The sequence below is a fragment of the Paludibacter jiangxiensis genome (assembly GCF_001618385.1).
Lineage (GTDB): Bacteria > Bacteroidota > Bacteroidia > Bacteroidales > Paludibacteraceae > Microbacter > Microbacter jiangxiensis.
Genome location: NZ_BDCR01000003.1, coordinates 494,685 through 518,833, shown reverse-complemented (window position 1 = coordinate 518,833; position 24,149 = coordinate 494,685). Strand labels below are relative to the sequence as shown.

Sequence of the window (24,149 nt, the reverse complement as noted above, 5' to 3'; positions counted from 1 at the left end):
GACATTAAGCCAAACGGTTTTTTCTAATATCAAGTGTAAAGACTACTGCAACTTAAAGTTTACAGGAAGAGTATATTTTACACGAACGGGTTGGTTACGTTGTTTTCCAGGTGTCCATCTGGGCATGCTTTGGATTACACGTACAGCTTCTTTATCGAGGCTTGGGTCAACACCACGTACAACTTGTACATCGACGATAGAACCGTCTTTATTAACCACAAACTGACAAATAACGCGTCCTTGAATACCGTTTTCCTGAGCAACTACCGGGTATTTGATGTTTTTAGCCAAATAGCTTGCAACATCGCCATCCGGGAATGCCGGCATTTCTTCTACAATAGTAAATACTTCTTCCGGAGCTTGTTTTACTTCAACTACCGGTTCTACTTTCGGAGCTTCTACCACAGGAGGAGGTCCACCTGTTTCTACCATGATCACCTGTTTACCAAAGTCTTTAGTAACCTGAGTTGTGTCAGTAGTAACTTTAGGAGCCACAAACTTCACCTGCTCAACAATCTTCTCTGCGGGAGGAGGAGGAGGAGGAGGAGGAGGAGCATCCTTTTGATTGGTAATTTCAACCGAAGTTTCAACCTGTACTTTTTTTCCTATGTTTTCCTTATCAAGGAAACTTTTTATCAGAGGGTAAGCAATTACAGCTCCCAGAAGGAAAAGTCCGATAGCCAAGGAAATAAGTACATATTTCTTGTACTTTTTCCGGAGCTGATAAGAACCGTATTCTTTGTTACGATTCTTGAAGACCATTTCTTCAAGTGATTCTATATACTGTTTTTCATTAGTCATAGCCATTTTCTTTCAGTATTAATTCACAACTATCTGGGTTGTGCTTTAAGCAATGTTTTTTCAACACTACTCAAATCAACAATCGCATAGCTAGCTATGTTTGTAATTGCCATTTCATCTACAATCGAGACGATATCTTTGTACTTAGCGGATTCATCTGCTTTTATCAAAATGATAGGACCAACATTATCATCCTTTTTCAGGCTTTTAATGTGTTCATCTGCAGCAGCATCCGATACGTGAATTTTACCTTTAACCCGGCTTTCGTTGTATTCTGTAATTTTGGTGAACAGATCTTTGTTTTTCAACAAGAGAACTTTTCTGATACCATCTTTACTGAAATTAGATCTTACAAATTGAGGCTGGGGTTTTCCCGGTTCAATAGCACCCACATAATAATATACACGATCGCTGTCTGTTAAAAGAATGTTCAACGTACGTCTAGCATCAATCTTAGGCGGTACGGTGTTATCATCCTTCTCAGGCATTGTTATCGTCATTATTTTGGGCTTACTGAACGCGGCGGTAAGAATAAAGAACGTCAACAAAAGACACATCAAGTCCACCATCGGTGTCATATCGATCCGGCCAGGATGTTTTTTGGGGCGTTTCTTTGCACCTTTCTGCGCTTTTTCTTCTGTAACTACTTCACCCATAATTTTTTTATGTTATATCTGTTAGATAAATCTTTTCTCAGTTATCCTATTGTTTAGGAATATCTTTTATTCCGACTTCTTGTTTGTCGTACGTTGTTACGAAATTAAACTTGTTAATTCCGTTCTTTTGAATCAAGTCCAACACTTTCTTAACAACAGGATAGGGTGCGTCTCCATCAGCCTTGATAGCCACTTGTGCCTGAGAGTTTACAGTACGTGCTGAACGTACCCACCAAGCAAATTGGTTGTCAATAGAGTCTGTAGGAATACCAACCTGAAATTTATCGGATTCTTTCGAATCTTCAGTGTTGAGCCATTGTTTCAAATAAGCCATTGGCATACCGAAAGAACTTTTTCTTGAAAATTGTGTAATTTCCTTTGGAGTAAAGTTGATCTTGTATTGGGTAGCCATTGCTTTTAAAAGTTCCGCACGAAAATGTTTGGAAGTGTCTTTCCCGTTGTCGAAATTGAAATAGATTTTTTTATCCGTAGAAATGAAAATAGTCATAATGTCATTATCCGGAGCAACTTTCTCCGAAACTGAATTAGGTATTGTCAATTTTGCCGGATCAACAGGACGAAACGTAGCAGTCAAAATAAAGAAAGTAAGCAGCAGCGAAAATAAGTCCACCATAGGCGTCATGTCTATGTGTGGTGATCTCGCAATTGATTTTATTTTTGGCATGGAATTATTATTTAATTGTTCTTCTAATTAATTTTTTAATAAGTCCGCCTGCTTATTCCCTCTTTATTTTGTGGAAGCTGCAAACGATTGTACTAAGCTAAAACCTGCTTCGTCAATTTTATATGTGAAGTTGTCAATACGGGTTGAGAAGTAGTTGTACAAAATGATTGCCAACAAAGAACCACCGATACCGAATGCTGTGTTGATAAGAGCTTCAGAGATACCAGTTGACAAAGCAACAGCATCAGGAGCACCTGCAGTTGCCAAAGCAGCAAACGCACGGATCATACCCATTACAGTTCCCATAAGACCGGTTAACACTGAAATAGAAGCAATAGTAGAAATGATTACAACGTTACGAGAAAGGATAGGCAATTCAAGAGCTGTAGCTTCTTCGAATTCTTTCTGCAAAGCCAAAATTTTCTGATCTTTTGTCAGTGTAGATTCTGATTGAAGTGCACGGTAACGGAGAAGACCAGCTTTCAATACGTTAGCCAATGAACCTTTTTGTTTGTCGCAACGAACGAGAGCTTCTTCGATTTTATCGTTTTTCAGGTCTTCCTGAATGTTTTTAACGAATACGTTCAAACGACCTTTACCGGCAGCTTGACCTAAAGAAATAAAACGTTCGATTGTGAAGATGATCAATACCAAGTTGATGGTCATCAACAGAGGTACGATAAATCCACCTTTGTAGATAATAGCTAAATAGTTGCCAGGTAAACCTTTTCCTTCAGGGTTGCCACCTTCAAAGTTAATGGGGTTACCCATGATGAAATGGTAAACTAATGCGCACACCACAAAAGCAACTAGAATGGCGACGATAGTCATGGTGGATCTTAGTGCATCCCCCAATTTCTGTTCTTTTTTTTGATTTGTCTTGCTCATTGTAAAAAAAATTTAATGGTTTGAGTTGATAATTTGTTTTCTTACGAATGCAAAGGTAAAAAAATATTTATTATCCCAATGCACGTAATTTTGTTTTTGTACGTAGAAAATTACTTTTTTTATTTTTTTTGAAGTCAGCTCAAAGAGTGTCTAAGATTCTTTTATTTAGAGGTATTACTAAATAAAAGAATCTTAGATGACATGTTAAATAGATTTATTTTTTGACTACGGGACGGTTCATGGTTTTCTCGATCGCGTCATTGATCTTTTTCGCATTGGTGTCGTTAGGATCGATTTCTAGTACTTTATTCCCGTATTCAATTGATTTACGACCGATTTCGTGAGATTTTGTAGCATTGAACTGCACGAAATAGTAATAATTCAGGTATGAATAAGCCTCTTTTCTTTCCGATTTATATTTATCAGCTTCAGCTTGAGTTTTTTCAATCAAAGTTTGATATGCAGTTAATGCAGCTCCGGTTTTACTATCAGGGTCAGTCTGAGAAAGAGATCTTGCTTTCCAAAGGTAGCCACCAATAAATGTCGGAACTTTTTCAATCAACATGGTGAAAGTGCTATCGGCTTTCAGGAATTGCTGAGTTGTGTAATAGGCTGTGCCTAAGTAATAGTAATCCTGAACAGTTTTGAAAGGTGTAGCAAGTTTCTTTTGGTAAGCTTCTATTGCTTTGCTGTACGCTTTACATATGGTAAAGGAAGCTGCAGCTTCTGAAAGATATTCTACACGAATAGTATCTAACGAGTAAGCTTTCATCAGGAATGTGCCGGCAATTGAATCTTGTTTCATTTTTGCAAATGAACGACCCAGGTAAGCATAGTCTGAAGGACGTACGCTTTCTTCAGGTGCTTTTTTGAGAAAAGTTTCCAACGCATCTTTTGCTTCTGAATATTTGCCAATTTCATAGTTTGAATATGCAAGAGCGCGATAAAGGTCAGTATTTGACGCGTTTGAAGAAATTGCATTTTGTGCTTGTTTTGCAACTTCGGCAAAATCTTTTAGTTCAAACAATGTATTGATATACTGCATTTGAGCATCAGTGTTTCCTGAAGACAATTCAAGGAATTTCTGGAAATTTTGTTTTGCTTCGTTTGAATTACCTAACTGAGCGTTAAGGAATCCGAGTTCTTTATATGCAGGAGCATAAGAAGCATCCAGTTGAACGACTTGCTTGTAAGCGGTCAAACCGTCAGGATAATTTTTTGAACGAACCCACAGACGGCCGATGCGTAACTGAGCTGCCGGAGATTTAGGATTGATTCTGTATGCCTTGTTGTAATTATTGATCGCATTGGATCCATCATTCAATAGATAAATATATGCGTCTCCCTCAACCAAATAGATATTAAAGTCTTTCGGATTCAGTTTTTCAGCCTGACGTAAAGCTGAGAAGATAACCGCTGTGTCATTTGTCATGCTGATAACGTAAGCTTCAGCGATTTTAATATAAGCAGTAGCCTGATCTTCTTTGGCCATTTTTACTTTATTCTGCTTGCTGGGCAGTAAAGCTTTAGCCTGATTCAGATATTCCTGAGCTTTAGCTGTGTTCTTTAGAAACAGAGCCGATTCAGCCATACCAATAAAGTTCAATGGATTAACAGGATCAACACTTACTCCTTTTTCAAAGGTTTTAGTTGCATCCGCTGTCGCTTTTTTAATATTAACAGCTACAGTGTCAGCCAAATATTTACGGATGTAATAATCACCGTAATAGAAATAGTTGGTGCCATTCTGAGGTTGTTGCCCAATGAGCGATTGATAGGCTTTGTTTGCATTCTCAAATTGTTCACTTTGCGTAAAACGGATGGCGTCTTGTAAGGTTTGAGCTTTCGTGATGCTCACGCCTGCTACCCACAAGGCTACGCAAATAAAAAGTCCGATTGTTTTTGTTTTTGATGACATAGATGTTCAAATTGAATATTAGTAGCTTATGTTTATTTCTTTAATTCGATAACTCTTATTGGAGCCGAAGCAGGAACCATTCCTGAACGAAGGATAACTGTCTGACCTTTTTCTCCGGCAATAAAGGATGCTAATCCAATGCCTAACCCATTGTAAGTTTGTCTGTTGATGAAATATACATCTCTGACAAAAGGATATGACTGGTCTAATATGTATGCCTGGAATGGTTTGTAGTATGTGTCTGCATCAGTGCTTCCTTCAAATGCCGTAATACCTGCAACCTGAGTTCTCTGCAGGAAATTATGCGAAATAGAGTCCTGAGGATCGCTGATCCAGTTAACGCTTATAATTCCTATTGTACCTTTGTCTTTTTCGACCGCATTAATTACCTGATTATTTGACGTGGATGCAGAAAATGTTGAAGGAAATTCTTTAATTTTGAATTTTTCCATGAAATAACGAACATTGGCTGATCCGTTTTTGTCAAATACCATTTTGATGTTGCCAAGACCGGATTTTGAATCTATCTGATTCCAGCTTTTGATTTTTCCCAGGAAAATGTCTCTTATCTGATCATAAAGGAATTTATTCGTCTTATTGTTTTTGTTTACAATAAAAGCGATTGCATCATGCGCAATTAATGTTGTTGTAGGAACGATTAAATTGGCACGTAAGTCAGCTATCTGTTTTTTAGATAACTGTTTTCCAATGACCATCGTTTGTATAGAGTCTTTTAGGAAAAGGTTTACAATATTGGTTTCAGCATCATAGATGGTGTCGAAAGAAGCATTCTTGTAGAAATTGGTAAACAAGTCAAACTGAGCTTCCATCATGAGTTTGTATGAATCATCGATACCAACCTTGATTTTTCCGGATGTGGGAGTGTCTAAACTCTTATTAGTATTACGTTGTCCGCACGATAACATAACAATGCCAAAAAGTGCAGTGGAAAATAAGACAATAATAAACGGGCGGATTGCATTGCGCTTCATGATAAGATGATTTTAGTTTAGTAAGAGATAATATAAAATCGTATTTTACTCTTCTCCTTCTTGAGCAGATTTGTTTCTGTCTTTTTTTGTCAGAATACGAGCCAGACGGTAGCCTCCATATAAAAGTAAAATGACACCAATGATTATTCGAAGTTCACTTTGTAATCCTCCAAGATAAAATTGATGATTAAAAATAATATACTGAGGATTAATGAGAAGCAATAATCCAAGAATGAAATACATGAGGATTACAGCAAAAGAAATGTATTTTCCAAACTTCTGCATTTGTTCTTTTTACTTAGGTTTTGGTTTACCGTAGGGTTGTTATAAACTGAAAGCTAAAATCACTATAATTTTATTGTTCCTATTCAAAGGAGCAACAATAAGACAAAAGTAGTATTTTTTTTAGTGATTGTAATAGTTTTTGTTTTATTTCTGCTTTTTTTGAAAATAGAAACACTTGGTTATGCTATAACATGCACGGGAACAAGTATTTCCATGCCTTTACGTAGCGCTTTTTCGTTTTGAGGCAGAAGGTGATGGTGGCGTTCAGGCAATGATTTCTTTAAGCCTAACAGAACATCTTCAATTTTTACAATCGGACGAACTTTGAGAAATCCTCCAAGAATGAACATGTTAAATGTCTTTGCCATGTTCAAGGCGATGGATTGTTCAAGAGCATCAATTCGATAGATGTTTATATCTGTCCGTTTTGGTGGGTGAACAAAACCATGACCATCATATATCAATGTTCCACCGGGTTTAATGCGGCTTTCGAATTTATCCAACGATGGCTGGTTCAGGATAATAGCTGTATCAAATTCGTACAAAATAGGTGAACTGATACGTTCGTCACTCAAAATTACAGTAACATTTGCAGTACCACCTCGTTGTTCGGGGCCATATGAAGGCATCCAGGATACTTCTTTACCTTGCATAAGGCCTGAATAGGCGAGGATTTTACCCATGGACAGGACTCCTTGTCCTCCAAAGCCGGCTATAATTATTTCTTCTTTCATCTGTATTGCAGTTTGTAATCAAAAGATCAGAAACCCATGGAGTAGAGTCTCTGATCAAGATTTTCTTATCTGTCTTTTATATCTCCTAATGGATAAGCGGGAAACATATTTTCCACCATCCATTTGTTGGCCTGGTGTGGAGTCATTTTCCATCCGGAATTACATGTAGATACTACCTCTACAATGGAAGTCCCTTTGCTGGCCATGGAATTTTCGAGCGCTTTGCGAATTGCCTTTTTGGCTCTCACTGTTGAAGCTGCTGTGTGAACGGCCTGACGGGTTACGTAGCAAGTGCCATCCAAGAGGGCAAGCATTTCGCTGATCTTTAATGGATAACCTTCCATTGAAACATCGCGTCCGTTGGGACAAGTAGCGGTTTTCATTCCCTCCAAGGTGGTAGGAGCCATCTGGCCGCCAGTCATACCATAGATTCCATTGTTTATGAAAAAGATGGCAATATTCTCGCCACGATTGCAGGCATGAATAGTTTCGGCAGTACCAATTGCAGCCAAGTCGCCGTCGCCCTGATAAGTGAAAACGCAATTTTCAGGGTTGAGACGTTTGACAGCTGTTGCTAAAGCTGGTGCCCGTCCGTGAGCAGCTTCCTGCCAGTCGATGTCTATATAGTTGTAAGCAAATACGGCACAGCCAACAGGCGCTATACCTACGGTTTTATCGGCAATGTTCATCTCTTCAATCACCTCGGCGATGAGTTTATGAACGACGCCGTGACTACACCCCGGGCAATAGTGCATCGGAGTTTCTGTCAATAAGGGAGTTTTGCCGTATATTTGATTCTCGGGTTTGATAATTTCTTCTAAAGTCATAGTAGTAAAATTTACTGGGTGAAAAAAGCTTTCTGCCAGACTGATTTTATTTAATCAATTTGGATTTCAAGGCCTTTACTACTTCATCGGGTGTCGGGGTCATACCGCCCTGACGACCGTAAAATTCTACAGGGGTAACGCCATTTACGGCAAGTCGAACATCTTCAACCATTTGTCCTGCGTTGAGCTCTACCGAAAGAATGCCTTTTACCTGTTTTGCAAATTTAGCAATAGCTTCGGTTGGGAACGGGTAGAGTGTTATTGGTCTCAATAAGCCGGCTTTAATGCCTTCCGATCGCAATATTTCAATCGTTTTCTGACAAATACGTGCGCATGATCCGAAAGCTGTGATCAGGTATTCAGCATCATCGCAAAAATATTCTTCGAAACGAACTTCGTTTTGTTCAACCTGATTATATTTCTCCTGCAAGCGGTTGTTGATTTTTTCCATTTCCTCAGAACGGAGTTCCAATGAGGTAATGACGTTTTGTTGCTTGCGTCCGTGTTTGCCTGTCGTAGCCCAAGGGCATTGTTCTCTTACCTGTTCGTCGGTAAGTCTGGGCTGGTAGGGCGGCAATTGAACTTTCTCCATCATTTGTCCGATGATGCCATCGGAAAGTACCATTACCGGGTTGCGGTATTTGAATGCCAGATCAAAAGCAAGGACTGTGTGATCAGCCATTTCCTGAACGGACGCGGGAGCCAGGGTGATAAGCTTGTAGTCGCCATGTCCACCGCCTTTTACCGTCTGAAAATAATCGGCCTGACTCGGTTGGATTGTTCCCAAGCCGGGTCCCCCGCGGGTAACATTGACCACCACGCAGGGCAATTCAGCACCGGCGATATAGGATAAACCTTCCTGCATCAGGCTGATGCCGGGGCTTGATGATGAAGTCATTACTTTCTTTCCGCAACCAGCTCCTCCATAAACCATATTGATGGATGCGGTTTCGCTTTCGGCTTGCAGAACTACCATTCCGGTTGTTTTCCAAGGCTCTAGCGCCATCAGGGTTTCCAGTATTTCCGACTGGGGAGTTATAGGGTAACCAAAATAACCATCGCATCCACAGCGAATCGCAGCTTCAGCAACAGCTTCGTTACCTTTCATCAATTTAATTTCTTCCATGATTAATCAGTTTTTTACTCTGTAAACCGTAATACAGGCATCAGGACATACATAAGCGCATGAAGCGCATCCGGTGCAAGCTTCTGCCGCTTCCATGTAAGCATAATGGTAACCTTTGGAGTTGGCATCGATGTTCATATTCAACACTTTGGACGGGCAAGCCTCTTTACATAGCTGGCAACCTTTACATCGTTCGGTGTCGATTACAACAGCTCCTCTGTTTTTAGCCATATTTACAAATGTTGGGGTTTGATTGGTTTGTTATGTGGAAGTGTAAATGCCTGGTTGTGTAAGGATTCCCTCTTAATTTGAGAAAGAACTCTGAATTTTAGCATTTTTTTGAATTGGCAACATTCATGTAGCCTCCGCTTGCACATAAAAATGGTTTCGGGGCGCAAATATACCACATGTTTTGCACTAACCGTGCTAAGGAAGGGTTAAAAAGGTTGAATTTGGGGTGCGGAAATCGTGAATGTGTAGAAGAAAAGAGGAGGTTGTTGCAGTGGGTTTTGTCCATAATTCGTTTTGACGGATTATTTTGTACCTCTCTCTAAAAATGAAAAGCTCGCAAATCATTGATTTTGCGAGCTTTTATTATTTTCTGATTTTCTTTTGGCGGAGAGAAAGGGATTCGAACCCCTGGAACCTCTCAGTTCAACGGTTTTCAAGACCGCCGCAATCGACCACTCTGCCATCTCTCCAAAAGCGGGTGCAAAGATAAGAGGTTTATTTTATATCTGCAAATGTTAAGACTGAAAAATGAAATGAAATATGCATTTTTTGTTGGGTGCTGAATGTTGCTCTGTGTAAGTTTTTGAAAATTAATCGTAAAGCTTTTTTGGCTTTTTGTGGCTAAAAGCGAGCGGAAGTGTTGTTTTTACTGAAAAGGGCATTCTTATTGAAATGGGATTGGGAAAAACAGTTATCTTTGCAATGGTTGAAAACGATTTTGAAGCAAAACTATGTCGAATACAGGGCTTTCATTTCCTAAAAAAGAACATCTAACTGGGGAGATTCGTGTTAAACGGTTATTTACTGAGGGACAATCTTTTTTGGCATATCCGCTCCGGGTTGTGTTTCTTCCTGATGAACCGAGGGAAATTCCTTTGCAGGCATTGTTTAGTGTTCCCAAGCGAAGGTTTAAGCGTGCCAATAAGCGAAACTTGCTGAAACGACGTATGCGCGAGGCTTTTCGTTTGCATAAATCATCATTGACCGGAGTTTTGTCACAAAAAGCCCTGACAATTGATGTGGCATTTACCTATGTCGCAAACGAGCCAATTGCTTTTAGTGTTATTGAGCGTAAAATGATTGAGGCGCTGAATATTTTGAAAGAAAAAGCAGTATGAGGAAATTTCTATCGTTGATAGTGTTGTTGCCTATCTATTTCTATCGCTATTGCATATCGCCTCTGAAGCCTCCAACTTGCCGGTATACACCAACCTGTTCTCAATATGCAGTGGAAGCTGTTCGAAAGCATGGGCCTTTGAAAGGAATGGTTCTTGCAGTGAAACGAATATTGAGATGTCATCCCTGGGGAGGACATGGTTATGACCCTGTTCCGTAGCTTCGTAATAAACAGCTTCTTTGAGGATTTGCTTATGTTTTATTGAGTTCCGGTTAATTATTGCGGACTTATATGATAATGAAAATGAGCTTTTTGTATTTATTATGAGTTGGCTTAGTGTTTTTTAACTGGAACGATGGATATGTTAGTGAGTAGCCGAATAATTTTGTTTCTGCCTCAAATGTTAAATCGGAATGTTTGGTATTATTCTGAAATTTAGTTGCTTGTGCGAACTAAAGAGGCTGGTATTTGAAGGTAAAATGTTAAAACGAGTAGCCGGCTTACGAAATAGTGGGTAAACATTTATTTACACGCCGTTGAGTTTTACATTACAACCATTGGCGAAAGATACTTTTATTGGAATAAATAAAGAAGAGAATCCCGGAGAATCGGGTCGCTTCATTCTATAATCAACAAACTAAATTTATGATGAATCCAACAGTTGATATCAGAGAATTAAATGAGCGCATAGAAAAGCAAAGTGCGTTTGTCGATGCCCTGACTATGGGTATGAATCAGATGATTGTCGGCCAGAAGCATCTGGTAGAATCCTTGCTGATCGGTATGCTTTCAAACGGACACGTATTGCTCGAAGGTGTGCCGGGTTTGGCAAAAACACTTGCTATCAAAACACTGGCGCAACTGATTGATGCCAACTATAGCCGTATTCAGTTTACTCCAGACCTTTTACCTGCTGACGTTATCGGTACAATGATTTACAGTCAGAAAAAAGAAGAGTTTGCGATTAAAAAAGGCCCGATTTTTTCTCATTTCATATTGGCCGATGAAATTAACCGTGCTCCGGCAAAAGTACAGAGTGCTTTGCTCGAAGCGATGCAGGAACGTCAGGTGACCATCGGTGATCATACTTTCAAACTCGAAGAGCCTTTCCTCGTTTTGGCAACTCAAAACCCTATCGAACAGGAAGGTACTTACCCTCTTCCGGAAGCTCAGGTTGACCGTTTTATGCTGAAGGTGATTATCAATTACCCGAAGAAAGAGGAAGAAAAAGCAATTATCCGTCTCAATATGTCGGAATCGTTGCCTACAATTAAACCGATGTTGAAACCGGAAGATATTGTAACAGCCCGTAATGTGGTTCGCGAAGTGTATATTGACGAAAAAATCGAACGTTACATCGTTGATATCGTATTTGCTACCCGTTTCCCGGATGAATACGGAATCAAAAATCTTTCCAGCATGATTTCGTTCGGTGGTTCGCCACGTGCTTCTATCAATCTGGCGCTGGCCGCAAAAGCGTATGCCTTTATCAAACGCCGCGGTTATGTGATTCCGGAGGATGTTCGTGCCGTTTGCTTCGATGTATTGCGCCACCGTATCGGCTTGAGCTACGAAGCAGAAGCCAACAATATGACTTCGGAAGAAATTATCAGCGAAATTCTGAACGCAGTTGAAGTACCCTGATTTTCAATGTGCCAGTGAGGCAATATGCCAAAGTGCTAATGTGACGGCTTAGAAAGCCTGCCACAATAGAATTTTGGAATTTGAAACCTGAAATTGGAATAACAATTGAATGGAAACATCGGAATTACTAAAAAAAGTCCGGCAGATTGAAATAAAGACCCGTGGCTTGTCGCGCAATATTTTTGCCGGCGAATACCACTCGGCCTTCAAGGGGCGAGGTATGACCTTTTCGGAAGTGCGCGAATATCAGTTCGGTGACGATATTCGTAGCATTGACTGGAATGTTACGGCTCGTTTCAATCATCCTTATGTCAAAGTTTTCGAAGAAGAACGGGAGCTTACCGTGATGTTGCTGGTGGATGTGTCGGGTAGCCGCGATTTTGGTACAGTGAACCAAACCAAGCGTAGCCTGATGACGGAAATTGCCGCAACGATTGCATTCTCTGCGATTCAGAACAAAGATAAAATCGGGGTGGTCTTCTTTTCGGACAAGATTGAAAAATTCATTCCTCCCCAAAAGGGGAAAAAACATATTTTGTACATCATTCGGGAGTTGCTCGATTTTCAGCCCGAAAGTTCCCGTACAGATGTGTCGCAGGTACTGCAATACTTTACCAATGCCATCAAACGTCGTTGCACGGCATTCCTCATTTCCGACTTTATTGACGGCGAATTTGAACGCGCGATGATGATTGCCAACCGCAAACATGATGTGGTGGCTCTTCAGGTATATGATCCGCGCGAAACAGAATTGCCCGATATTGGTTTGGTAAAACTGAAAGATGCCGAAACGGGAGAACGTTTGTGGGTAGATACCTCGGATCGCCGTTTGCGTATGGCATATCATAACTGGTGGGGAGAAAACCAAATATCCTTGCAACAGGTACTGGCCAAATGTAATGTCGATTCAGTGTCGATCAGTACCGACGAAGATTATGTGAAATCATTAATGCGGCTTTTCAAGCTGAGAAGTTGATATTGTGAGAATTCCCTGCTTAATAAGCTTAAAACATGAGAACATTTTACAGATTATTGCTTTTCTTTTTTGCCCTGTTGCTTGCTCATAATGGATATAGTCAGCAGATTTCGGTAAAGGCATCTATCGATTCGACCTTGATTCTGATAGGAAAGCAATCGCATTTATCTTTTGAAGTAGCTCAGCCAAAGCATATGGTTGTACGGTTTCCATTGCTTGCCGATACGCTGGTTACTGGCGTAAATATTCTTGGCAAACCAAAAATGGATACTGTAGACCTGGGGCATGACCGCATTCAGGTGAAACAAACCTATACCGTTACTTCTTTCGATTCGGCTCTTTACTATATCCCGTCCTATAAATTGATTTCAGGACGCGATACTTTCAAGACTAATGCGTTGTCGTTGAAGGTTATCACTTACAGCGTAGATACCGCCAAACAATCCATTTTCGATATTAAAAAAGTCTATGCGCCTCCGTTCGATTGGGCTGCATTTTTCAGAATGATCCTCATCATTGCTTTGATTCTGATTGTTTTGGCCGCAATTGTATATGTGGTTTGGAAATATGTTCTGAAAAAACCGATACCGTTTATTGAAAAGACGGTACATGTATTGCTTCCTTATCAGAAAGCTATTCAGGAACTTGACCAGATCAGTTCTCAAAAGTTATGGCAGCATGGACGGGAAAAAGAATATTATACTCGCCTAACAGAAGTGATAAGGGTGTATATGGAAGCCCGATTCAATATATCGGCTCTTGAAATGACCTCTGCTGAGATACTGGATGAAGCCCGGATGATTCAGACAGAATATCCCGCGGCATATGATAGCCTGAAAAAGCTTTTGCAAATAGGTGATCTGGTGAAGTTTGCAAAATGGCATCCACAGCCGGAAGAAAATGAACTTAGTCTGAATATTTGTTATCTGTTTGTAAACCAGACAAAGGTGGAAGAAACCGTCGTTGTGGAAGAGCCGGTTGTTGATGACAAAACTGAAGCTGCTGAAGACGCTTCAGTGCCGAAGCTTCACTAAAGTTGAACTGAAAAATTATCTTGGATATGATCTTTAAAAATCCGGAATATCTGTTTTTGCTTCTTATTCTTATCCCTCTGATAGCGGGATATGTTATGAGATTGAGCAAGTCGGATGCCAGCCTGCAAATTTCATCAACGCGTTATTTTGCGGGTTTTAAAAAGACGAAGAGGCTTTACCTGCGGCATGTTCCGTTTGCACTGCGTATGCTGACAATTATTGCTTTGATTATTGTTATTGCGCGTCCACAAACGTCCGATTCAGTGACCGATTCTACTTCTGAAGGTATTGATATAATGATGGCGGTAGATATATCGGGGACAATGCTTGCTAAAGATTTTCGTCCAAACCGTATTGATGCAGCAAAAGCAGTAGCGACTGAATTTATTAACAGTCGTCCTAACGACAATATCGGTTTGGTGATTTTTGCCAGCGAAAGCTTTACCCAATGTCCGTTGACTACTAATCACGCGGCATTGATCAGTTTGTTGCACAGTGTGCAATTTGGTATGGTGGATGACGGTACTGCAATCGGAATGGGACTTGGAAGTGCTGTCAGCCGATTGCGCAATAGCCATGCAAAGTCGAAAGTTATTATTCTTTTGACTGACGGATCGAATAACACCGGCGATATTGCTCCTTTGACTGCGGCCGAAATAGCCAAACAGTTTGGTATTAGAGTTTATACGATTGGGGTCGGTACTCGAGGTGTAGCACCAATGCCGGTTCAAACTCCGTTTGGATTGCAATACCAGAACATGCCTGTGGAGTTTGATGAAAGTACGTTAGCCCAAATTGCTCAAATGACACATGGGAAATATTACCGGGCAACCGACAATAATACGCTGCAATCTATTTATCAGGATATTGATAAATTGGAAAAGCATAAGCTAGAAGTAAAAGAATATAATCGTCGGAGTGATGTTTATACAGGATTTGCTTTGTTGGCGTTACTCTTACTGGGCGGAGAACTCGCACTGCGCTATACAATGTTGCGTAGAATACCATAATAAGCGAACTAAAATCCGGAGATGATTAAAAATTAGACACGATGTTTCATTTTGCACAACCAAATTATCTTTTTTTATTGCTGTTGGTTCCTCTGTTTCTTGGGTTGTTTTATTACAGTAACTTGGTTCGGAAAAGGAAACTGGCAAAATTCGGCGATTACGAATTGCTGAAGGATTTGATGCCCAATGTATCGCAAACACGGCAACGCATTAAATTCTACCTGACACTGGCAGCACTTACGCTTATAATCTTAGCTATTGCACGTCCTCAGTTCGGGGCCAGTACCGAATCGGTAAAAAGAAGAGGTATCGAAGTCATGATTGCACTTGACGTATCCAACTCAATGTTGGCGAAAGATGTATCTCCAAGCCGGCTTGAAAAGGCCAAACAAATGTTGTCGAAGCTGTCCGAATCATTGAGCAACGATAAAGTTGGCGTTATTGTGTTTGCCGGAGAGGCTCAAATGCAGATTCCACTGACGGCGGATTATGTCGCAGCAAAGATGTTCCTCTCTTCAATAGAACCGGGAATGATTTCCCGGCAGGGAACAGCCATCGGTTCGGCTATTGATCTTGGAATTCAGGGATTATCAACAAATGCAAAGACAGGTAAGACCATTATTGTAATAACAGACGTTGAAAACCATGAGGATAATGCGATTGATGCTGCTAAACTTGCAGCGGAAAAAGGTATTATGGTGAATGTTGTGGGTATTGGAACTCCGGAAGGTTCTCCTATCCCAGCCGCAGGGACAATGAGCTATAAGAAAGATCTCAGTGGTAATGTGATTATTTCAAAGTTGGATGAGCAGATGGGAAAAGAAGTTGCAGCTGCCGGTAAAGGAATGTATGTAAGAGCCGATAATTCTAACGGAGCGTTAAAGGCGCTGACTTCTTCACTGGATAAACTGGCAACAGCACCTGTCGAAAGCAAAATTTATTCTTCGCGTGACGAACAGTTTACGACGATGGCATGGTTGGCTTTTTTTCTGTTAGTCATTGAGATTGCTATCCTTGGCCGCCAGAATAAATGGGTCAACAGATTTAAATGGTTTTAATATTGCAACATGCAGAAATTGAATTTGTTGTAATAAAACATCATCGCAGAAAATTATGAGAACTCTTTTTATTTTACTCGGAATGTTGGCATTTGTACCGTCTTTTGCTCAGAAAGAAAGTGCAAATGTGAATGCCGGAAACAAATTATATAATAAGCAAAAATATACTGAAGCAGAAAGTGCTTACAGAGATGCCCTGAAAAAGAATAAAAAGTCGTTTGAAGCGAACTACAATCTTGGAAATGCACTCTATAAACAAAACAAGTACGCAGAAGCATTAAATGCATACAAACAGGCATTGCCTCTTACTCAGGATAAAAAGAGGATGGCTTCTGCAATGCACAATCTTGGGAATTCGCTGATGACACAAAGACAGTATGATAAGGCTTTGGAAGCTTACAAACAATCTTTGCTGCTGAATCCGGATGACAATGAAACCCGCTTTAATTATGCGTTCGCAAAGGCCATGATGAAAAATCAGCAAAACAAGAACAAGAACAAGAATAAAGATAAAAAGAACAAAGACCAGCAAAAGCAGCAGGATAAAAAAGATCAGAACAAGAAGGATCAGAAGAATAACAATCAGCAGAATAATAACCAGAATCAAAACAATAAAGACCAACAAAATAAAAACCAGCAACAGCAGCCTCAGGGTGGTGGCATGTCGAAACAAAATGCAGAGCAGATTCTGGATGCTATTCAGCAAAATGAAAAGAACGTGCAGCAAAAAATGAATGAGCGAAAAGCCAAGGCACGTTCACAAAATCCCGAAAAAGACTGGTAATATGTGTTGTTAATAACAGAACGATTTGGAAGTTATTGACAGCAAAGAAATTAATATTGCCGTTTTAGTTTACAATTCAGCGTATAGAAATCGAAATATAAAATGAAGAAATACAGTCTATTGGTATTCGCACTGATACTGTTGGGTGCCGGTCAACTGAGCGCACAAAAAATTTCTTTTGTGGCGAAGGCTCCTTCATCAGTCGTTTTAGGTTCACCGTTCCAACTATCGTATGTTATAAATACTGCTGCAGATGCAGATGAACTGAGGTTGCCGGATCTGAGTAATTTTGAAATTTTGGCAGGCCCATATACCACCAGTTCGCAGCAGATGATTAATGGTCATTATAGCGGTTCGTTGACAATCACTTATACATTGATGGCCCGTAAACTCGGAACGTTTCCGGTAGGTCCCGCAACTATAACCGTTGCTAAGCAGCGTCTCGTTTCCAATGGATTATCACTCAAGGTGCTCCCGCAGGATAAGAATGCAAAGGCAAATAGTAATAGCGGCGGCGGAGAACCTCAGGGCGGCGGAAGTTCGTCAGTTTCCCTTTCGTCGGGAGACGCTTTTTTGAAGGCCAATGTTACCAAGACAAAAGTGTACGAACAGGAAGCATTTCTTGTTACTTACAAGCTTTATTCTTTGCCGGATGTATTGGGAGTGGAAAGTTTTAAATTGCCCGAGTTTAAAGGGTTTGTGATGCAGAAAATAGATCTGCCGACAGATCAGCGTCCGCAACTTGAAAATTACAAAGGGCACAATTATACAACCTTTGTTCTCTATCAGGTGCTTTTGTTTCCTCAACGCTCAGGAACGTATGACATTGAAAAGGCTTCGGGAACATTTGGTTTTCGTTTGCGTAACCAACGGAAAGTAAAAAGTATATTCGACGATTTCTTCGATACGTACCAGGATGTAAAACGTACACTGGTTGCCCCGTCAATCCGCATAAACGTCACTCCGTTGCCTCTTGCAGGTAAACCTGCAACATTCACAGGCGCTGTTGGCGACTTTCATGTGAATGCGCAGATTGATAAAACCACCATGAAAACCAACGAACCTGTTACGATTCGTATTACTATTTCCGGTACAGGTAATCTGAAGCTGATAAATACGTTGCCACTAAAATATCCGGCCGATTTTGAGGCTTACGAACCGAAGGTGGATAATAACTACAGACCTTCTGCATCGGGCGTTACCGGTACAAAGACAATGGAATATCTTGCTATTCCCCGTCAGCCGGGTGACTTTGTCATCTCTCCCGTTTCGTTCTCGTATTTTGATGTATCGACCCATACGTATAAAACCGTTTCTACACCGCAATATAAGATTCATGTAGATAAGGGATCGGGTAGTTCATCCACAGTAGTTGACAACTACACACAAAAGGAGAATATAAAGGTGCTGAATAAAGATATTCGTTATATCAATACGGGTGATTTTAGTGTCTCGAAGCAACCTGAATTTTTGATTAAATCAGTTGGTTTCTGGTTGCTGTATATCATACCTCTGTTAATTGCGGTGATATTATACTTCCTGTTCCGCAAACAAGCACGCGATAACGCAAATATTGCTTTGGTTCGCAACCGGAAAGCTAATAAAATGGCATTGAAACGGTTGAAACAGGCATCTGTATATCTCAAAGACCAGAAAAAAGAACCGTTCTACGATGAAGTGTTGAGAGCTTGTTGGGGTTATCTGAGTTATAAGCTCAACATTCCGGTTGCTGATCTGACGAAGGAAACAATGAAAGCGGAACTGGAAGCTCATTCAGTAGAGGAGGCTCTTATCGGTCGTTACATGGAACTGCTCAATACATGTGAGTTTGCACGTTATGCACCTGTAACGTCTAATGATGCCCTTGACAAGGTGTTTGCAGAGGCAGTTGCAGTTATTGAAGCGTTGGAAGGATGCATTAAAAAATAACGAGAATGGAAATGTTAAGATATAAAACCGGAATGAAAAGACCTTTTGTTATCTGCATATTTGCATTAATGACGTTGGTCGTGTTTGCTCAACAGGCATCTGTGAAAGAAGCAAATGTATTGTATGCCCAGAAAAATTATACAGCGGCTGTTCAGCAGTATGAAATGGTGTTGCAGTCGCAGGGTTCTTCTGCTGAATTATATTACAATCTCGGGAACGCCTATTATCGTTCGGGTGATATAGCAAAAGCTATTTTGAATTATAATCGTGCTTTGTTGCTAAAGCCGAATTATGATGATGCTGAGTTTAATCTGGAAATAGCGCAGAAGAAGGTCGTGGATAATGTTGATGTAACATCTGTCTTCTTTTTGAAACAATGGGTCAATAATCTGGGCGATATTATGTCGTCCAACGGATGGGCAGTATTTAGCGTTATTTTGTTTATGCTGGCCCTTACGGCTTTCCTTGTTTTTATTTTCGGGCGTTACCGTTCATTGCGGAAGACCACATTCAATGTTGCAATTGCTTCATTTGTAATTGCATTGATATCGGTTGGGTATGCGGTAAAGCAAAGCAATAAAGTGGTTAACTCTACTGATGGAATCATTATGGTGGGTTCTGTTACAGCCAAAGATTCTCCGGCTTTGAATGGAAAGGATATGTTTGTGATGCATGCCGGTACCAAGGTAACGATAAAAAACAGCGTTTCCGGATGGACGGAAGTGGAACTGCCTGACGGCAATGCCGGATTTATCCCTGCTACAAGTATCGAAAAAATATAAGCATTCTAATTAAAACAAATAAGGCGCTAAACATAGTTTGGCGCCTTATTTGTTTTTACTCTCTCTTGAGCCACTTGTCAATAATGTAGTCGGCTGAATATCGTCCCGGGCCCATTAATAAAATGATGATGTAAAGCAGTAGATAGATTCCCGCAAGTTCTTTTGCTGCAAACGGCATACCGGCATGGATGACAAAAAATGCGATGCTCATTCCGAAGATGGAGGGCAATGTTGCAAGGCGGGTGAATAAACCAAGCAAAATAAGCAGAGAACAACCAACTTCAGAGAAAAGCATCATGATTAAGGAGGCAGAGTGGCCGACTCCAAGCGGATCTGGAAATTCTTCGGCAAGAGAGCTGAAATTACTGAGTTTTTCCAGTCCGTGTGTCAGCATAAAACCGGCAGTAAGCAATCTTAATAAAAAGAGTGCGGCATCCATTGTGATGCTGTTGGCTGTTGAAAATATTAAAGACGATCTGTTCATACAGTTAGTTTTTGTTGAATTATGAAGTGCTAAATAATGTTTTAATATCTCAAAGATACATTTGGCGGGAGCAAAATCCAAATATCTTGGAAGAAACATGTATTTGAAGGTCAACGAAAGATCGTCATTCTCTGGATATAGGCAAAACGCAACGGTCAACAATGATCCGATATTTATTGAAATGCCAGATTATTTAATCATTAAAAAAATGCCCTACCTTTGCAATAGAAAATTCCAATGTATATGAACCACGGATTCCTAAAAGTTGCAACTGCAATACCGCATGTCAAAGTCGCTGATTGTACCTATAATGCAACACGCATTCAAGCATTAATTGAAAAAGCGTCTCAGCAAGATGTGCAGATCGTTTGTTTTCCGGAACTATGTATAACGGCTTACACATGTGCGGATCTTTTTCATCAACAATTGCTTATTTCAGAGGCTGAGAATGCTTTACGGAATTTAGTGAAGGAAACGGCTCATCTGAAGATTATCTCAATTGTAGGTTTGCCGGTTAAAGTGGGAAGCCGTTTGTTTAATTGTGCAGTTGTGTTTAAGGCAGGCGAAATCATTGCTGTTGTTCCGAAAACTCATCTGCCCAACTACAATGAATTTTACGAAAAACGGTGGTTTGTTTCCTCTAAAGATGCGATAGTTGATTCGGTTGAGCTGGCAGGGCAACGCGCACCGTTTGGTATTAATCTGCTGATTGGTAAGGTCGATTTCCGTTTTGCGATAGAACTCTGCGAAGACCTTTGGGTTACTGTCCCTCCAAGTTCCTTGCACTCAATCATGGGCGCTCAGGTTATTTTTAACTTGTCGGCCAGTAACGAAATTATCTCTAAGAACGATTATCTCCTTTCTCTAATATCTCAACAATCAGCTCGTTGTATGGCGGGATATGTATATGCCGGAGCTGGTTTCGGAGAATCGAGTCAGGATGTGGTGTTTGCCGGCAAAGGCATTGTGGCGGAAAATGGCCGTCTTGTTGCGCAGGCAGATCGTTTTTCATTTGAAGAACAGTTGCTCGTTAGCGAAATTGACATTGAATTATTGGCTAACGAACGACAAAAAAACACGGGTTTTGCTCAGGATAGCACTGCGTTATTCCCATCCCTTCCTGAATATCGCCTGATTGAGTGTTCTGTCCCCGAAATCGAAACTTTCGTACTTTCCCGTGAAGTTTCTCCGACACCGTTTATTCCTGCCGGCCTGGAACTGGATAAACGTTGTGAAGAGATTTTCTCTATACAAATCGGAGGCTTGGCGAAACGCTTTGTTCATACTCAATCCAAGATAGCTGTTATAGGCATTTCCGGAGGATTGGACTCTACGCTTGCCCTTTTGGTTACCGTCCTTACTTTTGATAAACTGGCGATGCCCAGAAAAAATATTATTGGGATAACCATGCCGGGCTTTGGTACAACCGGGCGGACATATAAAAATGCTATCGACCTGATGAACTCATTGGGCATAACAATTCGTGAGATTGATATTACGGAAGCCAGCCTTCAGCATTTTAGCGATATAGGGCATTCGGAAGATATTCATGATGTGACTTACGAGAATACGCAGGCTCGTGAACGTACGCAAATACTGATGAATGTTGCAAATAAAGAGGGTGGACTGGTGATTGGTACCGGCGATTTATCCGAACTGGCGATGGGGTGGTGTACTTATAATGGCGACCATATGTCGATGTACGGTGTCAATTCAGGCATTCCGAAAACGTTGATTCGTTACTTGGTGACCTGGGTGGCCAACCATAAGGTAAGCGGAGAAAGCGCAGCTACTTTGCATGATATTCTGGATACGCCCGTGAGTCCGGAACTGCTCCCGATGGACGAGAACGACGAAATAGTTCAAAAGACGGAAGATATCATTGGGCCTTACGAACTACACGACTTTTTTCTTTTCTACATGGTTCGCTATGGCTTCAGACCGGCTAAAATATTTTACCTGGCACAACATGCTTTTGAAGGCAAATATACCAACGAGGTGATTCGTAAATGGCTGAAGACGTTTATACGACGCTTCTTTAGTCAACAATTTAAACGCTCGTGTTTGCCTGACGGGCCAAAAGTCGGCTCTATCAATCTTTCACCACGGGGCGACTGGCGTATGCCCAGCGATGCTGTTGCAGCATTGTGGCTTCAGGATATAGAACGACTGTAGTTTAAGGAATCAGCATCTTATCAAGAAGAGCATCTTCGTACTCCCATTGTCCGTCTGTTTTCTTCATGATAACAAAGTATGCAGTGATTGGTGCAGAGTTGCCTGATATATAAAAGATAGCTCTGTTTTGTGCGGCATTAAATCCCACCCGGGAAATATAAGTGCCTGGCCCAAACATACCCGGCGTTCTACTGAGGCCATGTTGTTCTTTCTCTTTTCTGTAAGCTTCTTCCGTATAGATGGAAAAGTCGGGCACAAGTATACGGTCTGTAATCCGGTGTTCGATTCTATTATTTTTTAGATAATTGTCGAACATTGTCTTCGCATCGCTTCCCAAAACATCTTTCAATAGCTTTGGTATTGTCTTGTTTTTGTCATTAATAACTGATGTCATTTCAAAAACAGAACGGGATCTCAGCATATACTCAAAGTATGGTGGATAGTTTGCCTGTTCTTTTGTAGGGGTACTGAAGAAGCCTTCAAAAACTTTATATTCAGCATCAGTGATAGTTGGAGTAGCCTTCTTCGTTGGTTTCTCCTTCAAAGTAAGCGACTTTACAACTAGTTCAAACAGGTTTTGGTGCTTTTGGGCAATGGATATTGGAGTTTCCATTGTAATAACAGTAAATCCTTCTTTTTGAGGAAATATTGCATATCGTTTAACAACGTCGATGGCACTGTCTTGAGAGCCTAAAAGTGGAGAACGTTGTGTTTTGATATCAATACGTATTGCTTTTTGTCCGTTTACCAGAATAGTCTCTGTTTTGCTGTAATCTTCAAAAGGAGGCTTGAAATCAGGGCGTTGTAAGTCAAATAAATATCTTTCGGCGGTTTTGGTTGGTTCTGCAATTGTACTTACAGATAACATTGTTTTGTCGTCATTAAACAGGTAAAGTCGATGAGATTTATCGATCAGCATATCGTCCGACTCTGACTTTTGCCATCCTGTAGGAATCTTTACGGAATACGACTGATCTTTTGGTTGAAATGTTTCAAGCGAAACGGGTCGGTATGCTGCCTCTTCATGTAAACGACTATAGACAATTCCCGGAGTCTCCTCCTCAACCCAAATGGCATGGTTAACTCCCTTTGAAAAATCGTATAGAATGTCGTTTGAAAAAGAATAATCGCCTCTGAATTGCGCCATTTGGACAAACAATTTCTGCTTTCCAAAAAACTGCGAGGCGTCCGGCATTATGTCTGTCACTTCGCCAGTTCGTAACTCGGAAGAAGAGGTTGCCTGCATGTTGAATAACCCGAAACATCCCGGAGCCAAATTGCTTACCGGTGTGCAGGGAGAGATGGTAATCAGGTCGATGCTCCCAACACCTCCAAAAGAATTTGTTGTTTTAAGAGGGTAGTAGAGTTGTTTGGATTTGAAACGATATTGAATTGGCTCAATCATTTTTGTCGTTGAGTCAATATTAACATAATCGAATACAAACCAGTTGATTCCTCTCGAAGTATAATCGGCTGCAATTTTTGCTATGTCCTTAAAGTCGTTTTCAGACTTAATGTTTTTTGAGGCGAGAAAATTAGAAATCCATTGAGAAAAGTCGGCTGTGTTATTGATTTTTATCACAGAGATATCGTGTGCTCCCAGTTGCTCATTGAAAGTGATTTCAACGTTATTGACGTGTGTGGAACTCTTCGTGAAGAATAACTTTTTTAGCTGGTGTTCGTGTATTAGTTTTTTTGCAGATTCAAAAGCCTTTGGAGAAGCCAATTGTACTTTTGGTTCCGATGGAAATGGGATGAAACGGATTAGGCCGGTTGGCTTATCGGCATTCAAATCTGTACCGAGAATGAGAATCTCTTCATCGAAATTGTGGAGAATAATTGCTTTCTGCCCTGTTTCAGTAACCTTCGCGTCACTGATTCGTATTCCTCCCATGTCTGCAAAAAGCGGGCTGGAAAAGCTACTAATTAGTACCAGCGTGAATATGTACGGTAAGCAGCGAAATGTAATATTGAATTTGCCTGACTTCATACACGGTAAGAATAAGGTGATGG

24 protein-coding genes and 1 tRNA gene are annotated in these 24,149 nt (G+C 40.6%); 11 read left to right on the top strand and 14 right to left on the bottom strand.

From position 1 onward, the window contains the following. Positions 1 to 42: 42 nt before the first annotated feature. The 12 genes from PJIAN_RS14795 to PJIAN_RS08650 form a co-directional block, all read right to left on the bottom strand. On the bottom strand, positions 43 to 807 hold the full coding sequence (locus PJIAN_RS14795; protein WP_236714391.1) for an energy transducer TonB: 765 nt from the start codon (positions 805 to 807) through the stop codon (positions 43 to 45). A 23-nt stretch (positions 808 to 830) separates the two neighbouring features. Further along, positions 831 to 1,457 (bottom strand): ExbD/TolR family protein, encoded by a 627-nt coding sequence (locus PJIAN_RS08700; RefSeq protein WP_068704105.1) that lies wholly within the window; start codon positions 1,455 to 1,457, stop codon positions 831 to 833. 46 nt (positions 1,458 to 1,503) lie between these two features. Then, positions 1,504 to 2,142, bottom strand: a complete 639-nt coding sequence (locus PJIAN_RS08695; protein WP_084252339.1) for an ExbD/TolR family protein — start codon at positions 2,140 to 2,142, stop codon at positions 1,504 to 1,506. Between the two features lie 63 nt (positions 2,143 to 2,205). Continuing rightward, positions 2,206 to 3,030, bottom strand: coding sequence for a MotA/TolQ/ExbB proton channel family protein (locus tag PJIAN_RS08690; protein WP_068704103.1), 825 nt, complete (start codon positions 3,028 to 3,030; stop codon positions 2,206 to 2,208). A 214-nt stretch (positions 3,031 to 3,244) separates the two neighbouring features. Beyond that, complete coding sequence (locus tag PJIAN_RS08685; protein WP_068704099.1) at positions 3,245 to 4,948, bottom strand: tetratricopeptide repeat protein; 1,704 nt, start codon at positions 4,946 to 4,948, stop codon at positions 3,245 to 3,247. Between the two features lie 32 nt (positions 4,949 to 4,980). Next, complete coding sequence (locus PJIAN_RS08680) at positions 4,981 to 5,940, bottom strand: PstS family phosphate ABC transporter substrate-binding protein (protein ID WP_068704094.1); 960 nt, start codon at positions 5,938 to 5,940, stop codon at positions 4,981 to 4,983. A gap of 45 nt (positions 5,941 to 5,985) precedes the next feature. After that, complete coding sequence (locus tag PJIAN_RS08675) at positions 5,986 to 6,225, bottom strand: hypothetical protein (protein WP_153802532.1); 240 nt, start codon at positions 6,223 to 6,225, stop codon at positions 5,986 to 5,988. A gap of 179 nt (positions 6,226 to 6,404) precedes the next feature. Further along, positions 6,405 to 6,959 carry a 2-oxoacid:ferredoxin oxidoreductase subunit gamma family protein gene (locus PJIAN_RS08670; protein WP_068704089.1) on the bottom strand — a complete coding sequence of 185 codons (555 nt, stop codon included), beginning with the start codon at positions 6,957 to 6,959 and terminating at the stop codon, positions 6,405 to 6,407. Positions 6,960 to 7,024: 65 nt separating this feature from the next. Further along, a complete protein-coding gene (locus tag PJIAN_RS08665; RefSeq protein WP_068704087.1) occupies positions 7,025 to 7,786 on the bottom strand; it encodes a thiamine pyrophosphate-dependent enzyme in 762 nt (253 codons plus the stop codon). A gap of 46 nt (positions 7,787 to 7,832) precedes the next feature. Next, on the bottom strand, positions 7,833 to 8,915 hold the full coding sequence (locus PJIAN_RS08660) for a 3-methyl-2-oxobutanoate dehydrogenase subunit VorB (RefSeq protein ID WP_068704085.1): 1,083 nt from the start codon (positions 8,913 to 8,915) through the stop codon (positions 7,833 to 7,835). 3 nt (positions 8,916 to 8,918) lie between these two features. Beyond that, a complete protein-coding gene (locus tag PJIAN_RS08655; protein ID WP_068704083.1) occupies positions 8,919 to 9,143 on the bottom strand; it encodes a 4Fe-4S dicluster domain-containing protein in 225 nt (74 codons plus the stop codon). Between the two features lie 382 nt (positions 9,144 to 9,525). Next, positions 9,526 to 9,613, bottom strand: a tRNA-Ser gene (locus PJIAN_RS08650). Positions 9,614 to 9,874: 261 nt separating this feature from the next. Here PJIAN_RS08650 and PJIAN_RS08645 point away from each other — a divergent pair. The 10 genes from PJIAN_RS08645 (at position 9,875) to PJIAN_RS08605 (ending at position 19,477) form a co-directional block, all read left to right on the top strand. Next, the gene (locus tag PJIAN_RS08645) at positions 9,875 to 10,261 is read left to right on the top strand and encodes a ribonuclease P protein component (protein ID WP_068704081.1); all 387 of its coding nucleotides are present in this window, start codon (positions 9,875 to 9,877) and stop codon (positions 10,259 to 10,261) included. Next, on the top strand, positions 10,258 to 10,479 hold the full coding sequence (gene yidD / locus PJIAN_RS14790; RefSeq protein WP_084252338.1) for a membrane protein insertion efficiency factor YidD: 222 nt from the start codon (positions 10,258 to 10,260) through the stop codon (positions 10,477 to 10,479). Before PJIAN_RS08645 ends, yidD begins: the two co-directional genes overlap by 4 nt. Positions 10,480 to 10,908: 429 nt before the next feature. Further along, on the top strand, positions 10,909 to 11,904 hold the full coding sequence (locus PJIAN_RS08640) for an AAA family ATPase (protein ID WP_068704079.1): 996 nt from the start codon (positions 10,909 to 10,911) through the stop codon (positions 11,902 to 11,904). Positions 11,905 to 12,013: 109 nt separating this feature from the next. Further along, positions 12,014 to 12,880, top strand: a complete 867-nt coding sequence (locus PJIAN_RS08635; protein ID WP_068704077.1) for a DUF58 domain-containing protein — start codon at positions 12,014 to 12,016, stop codon at positions 12,878 to 12,880. A gap of 35 nt (positions 12,881 to 12,915) precedes the next feature. After that, a complete protein-coding gene (locus PJIAN_RS08630) occupies positions 12,916 to 13,914 on the top strand; it encodes an SH3 domain-containing protein (RefSeq protein ID WP_068704075.1) in 999 nt (332 codons plus the stop codon). A gap of 26 nt (positions 13,915 to 13,940) precedes the next feature. Then, the gene (locus PJIAN_RS08625; RefSeq protein WP_068704074.1) at positions 13,941 to 14,924 is read left to right on the top strand and encodes a vWA domain-containing protein; all 984 of its coding nucleotides are present in this window, start codon (positions 13,941 to 13,943) and stop codon (positions 14,922 to 14,924) included. Positions 14,925 to 14,965: 41 nt separating this feature from the next. Continuing rightward, positions 14,966 to 15,982, top strand: coding sequence for a vWA domain-containing protein (locus PJIAN_RS08620; RefSeq protein WP_068704072.1), 1,017 nt, complete (start codon positions 14,966 to 14,968; stop codon positions 15,980 to 15,982). Between the two features lie 55 nt (positions 15,983 to 16,037). Next, on the top strand, positions 16,038 to 16,766 hold the full coding sequence (locus PJIAN_RS08615; RefSeq protein WP_068704068.1) for a tetratricopeptide repeat protein: 729 nt from the start codon (positions 16,038 to 16,040) through the stop codon (positions 16,764 to 16,766). Positions 16,767 to 16,868: 102 nt separating this feature from the next. Further along, positions 16,869 to 18,695, top strand: coding sequence for a BatD family protein (locus PJIAN_RS08610; protein WP_068704062.1), 1,827 nt, complete (start codon positions 16,869 to 16,871; stop codon positions 18,693 to 18,695). Between the two features lie 5 nt (positions 18,696 to 18,700). Continuing rightward, positions 18,701 to 19,477, top strand: coding sequence for a tetratricopeptide repeat protein (locus tag PJIAN_RS08605; protein ID WP_068704061.1), 777 nt, complete (start codon positions 18,701 to 18,703; stop codon positions 19,475 to 19,477). Between the two features lie 55 nt (positions 19,478 to 19,532). Here PJIAN_RS08605 and PJIAN_RS08600 read toward each other — a convergent pair whose 3' ends face one another. Further along, entirely contained in the window at positions 19,533 to 19,961 is a 429-nt protein-coding gene (locus tag PJIAN_RS08600; protein WP_068704679.1) for a DoxX family protein, read from the bottom strand. 243 nt (positions 19,962 to 20,204) lie between these two features. Here PJIAN_RS08600 and PJIAN_RS08595 point away from each other — a divergent pair, with 243 nt between their 5' ends. Further along, positions 20,205 to 22,136 (top strand): NAD(+) synthase, encoded by a 1,932-nt coding sequence (locus PJIAN_RS08595; RefSeq protein ID WP_068704677.1) that lies wholly within the window; start codon positions 20,205 to 20,207, stop codon positions 22,134 to 22,136. 1 nt (position 22,137) lies between these two features. On the opposite strand, the gene PJIAN_RS08590 is transcribed toward PJIAN_RS08595, so the two are convergent. Then, positions 22,138 to 24,126 carry a DUF2330 domain-containing protein gene (locus PJIAN_RS08590; RefSeq protein WP_153802531.1) on the bottom strand — a complete coding sequence of 663 codons (1,989 nt, stop codon included), beginning with the start codon at positions 24,124 to 24,126 and terminating at the stop codon, positions 22,138 to 22,140. Between the last annotated feature and the right edge of the window lie 23 nt (positions 24,127 to 24,149).

Coding starts and splice junctions, on each gene's coding strand:
- PJIAN_RS08670 (WP_068704089.1), bottom strand. CDS start 6,959: ATGAAAGAAGAAATAATTATAGCCGGCTTTGGAGGACAAGGAGTCCTG.
- PJIAN_RS08675 (WP_153802532.1), bottom strand. CDS start 6,225: ATGCAGAAGTTTGGAAAATACATTTCTTTTGCTGTAATCCTCATGTAT.
- PJIAN_RS08695 (WP_084252339.1), bottom strand. CDS start 2,142: ATGCCAAAAATAAAATCAATTGCGAGATCACCACACATAGACATGACG.
- PJIAN_RS08605 (WP_068704061.1), top strand. CDS start 18,701: ATGGAAATGTTAAGATATAAAACCGGAATGAAAAGACCTTTTGTTATC.
- PJIAN_RS08645 (WP_068704081.1), top strand. CDS start 9,875: ATGTCGAATACAGGGCTTTCATTTCCTAAAAAAGAACATCTAACTGGG.
- yidD (WP_084252338.1), top strand. CDS start 10,258: ATGAGGAAATTTCTATCGTTGATAGTGTTGTTGCCTATCTATTTCTAT.
- PJIAN_RS08615 (WP_068704068.1), top strand. CDS start 16,038: ATGAGAACTCTTTTTATTTTACTCGGAATGTTGGCATTTGTACCGTCT.
- PJIAN_RS08600 (WP_068704679.1), bottom strand. CDS start 19,961: ATGAACAGATCGTCTTTAATATTTTCAACAGCCAACAGCATCACAATG.
- PJIAN_RS08595 (WP_068704677.1), top strand. CDS start 20,205: ATGAACCACGGATTCCTAAAAGTTGCAACTGCAATACCGCATGTCAAA.
- PJIAN_RS08620 (WP_068704072.1), top strand. CDS start 14,966: ATGTTTCATTTTGCACAACCAAATTATCTTTTTTTATTGCTGTTGGTT.
- PJIAN_RS08700 (WP_068704105.1), bottom strand. CDS start 1,457: ATGGGTGAAGTAGTTACAGAAGAAAAAGCGCAGAAAGGTGCAAAGAAA.
- PJIAN_RS08665 (WP_068704087.1), bottom strand. CDS start 7,786: ATGACTTTAGAAGAAATTATCAAACCCGAGAATCAAATATACGGCAAA.
- PJIAN_RS08635 (WP_068704077.1), top strand. CDS start 12,014: ATGGAAACATCGGAATTACTAAAAAAAGTCCGGCAGATTGAAATAAAG.
- PJIAN_RS08685 (WP_068704099.1), bottom strand. CDS start 4,948: ATGTCATCAAAAACAAAAACAATCGGACTTTTTATTTGCGTAGCCTTG.
- PJIAN_RS08655 (WP_068704083.1), bottom strand. CDS start 9,143: ATGGCTAAAAACAGAGGAGCTGTTGTAATCGACACCGAACGATGTAAA.
- PJIAN_RS08610 (WP_068704062.1), top strand. CDS start 16,869: ATGAAGAAATACAGTCTATTGGTATTCGCACTGATACTGTTGGGTGCC.
- PJIAN_RS08590 (WP_153802531.1), bottom strand. CDS start 24,126: ATGAAGTCAGGCAAATTCAATATTACATTTCGCTGCTTACCGTACATA.
- PJIAN_RS08630 (WP_068704075.1), top strand. CDS start 12,916: ATGAGAACATTTTACAGATTATTGCTTTTCTTTTTTGCCCTGTTGCTT.
- PJIAN_RS08680 (WP_068704094.1), bottom strand. CDS start 5,940: ATGAAGCGCAATGCAATCCGCCCGTTTATTATTGTCTTATTTTCCACT.
- PJIAN_RS08690 (WP_068704103.1), bottom strand. CDS start 3,030: ATGAGCAAGACAAATCAAAAAAAAGAACAGAAATTGGGGGATGCACTA.
- PJIAN_RS08640 (WP_068704079.1), top strand. CDS start 10,909: ATGAATCCAACAGTTGATATCAGAGAATTAAATGAGCGCATAGAAAAG.
- PJIAN_RS08625 (WP_068704074.1), top strand. CDS start 13,941: ATGATCTTTAAAAATCCGGAATATCTGTTTTTGCTTCTTATTCTTATC.
- PJIAN_RS14795 (WP_236714391.1), bottom strand. CDS start 807: ATGGCTATGACTAATGAAAAACAGTATATAGAATCACTTGAAGAAATG.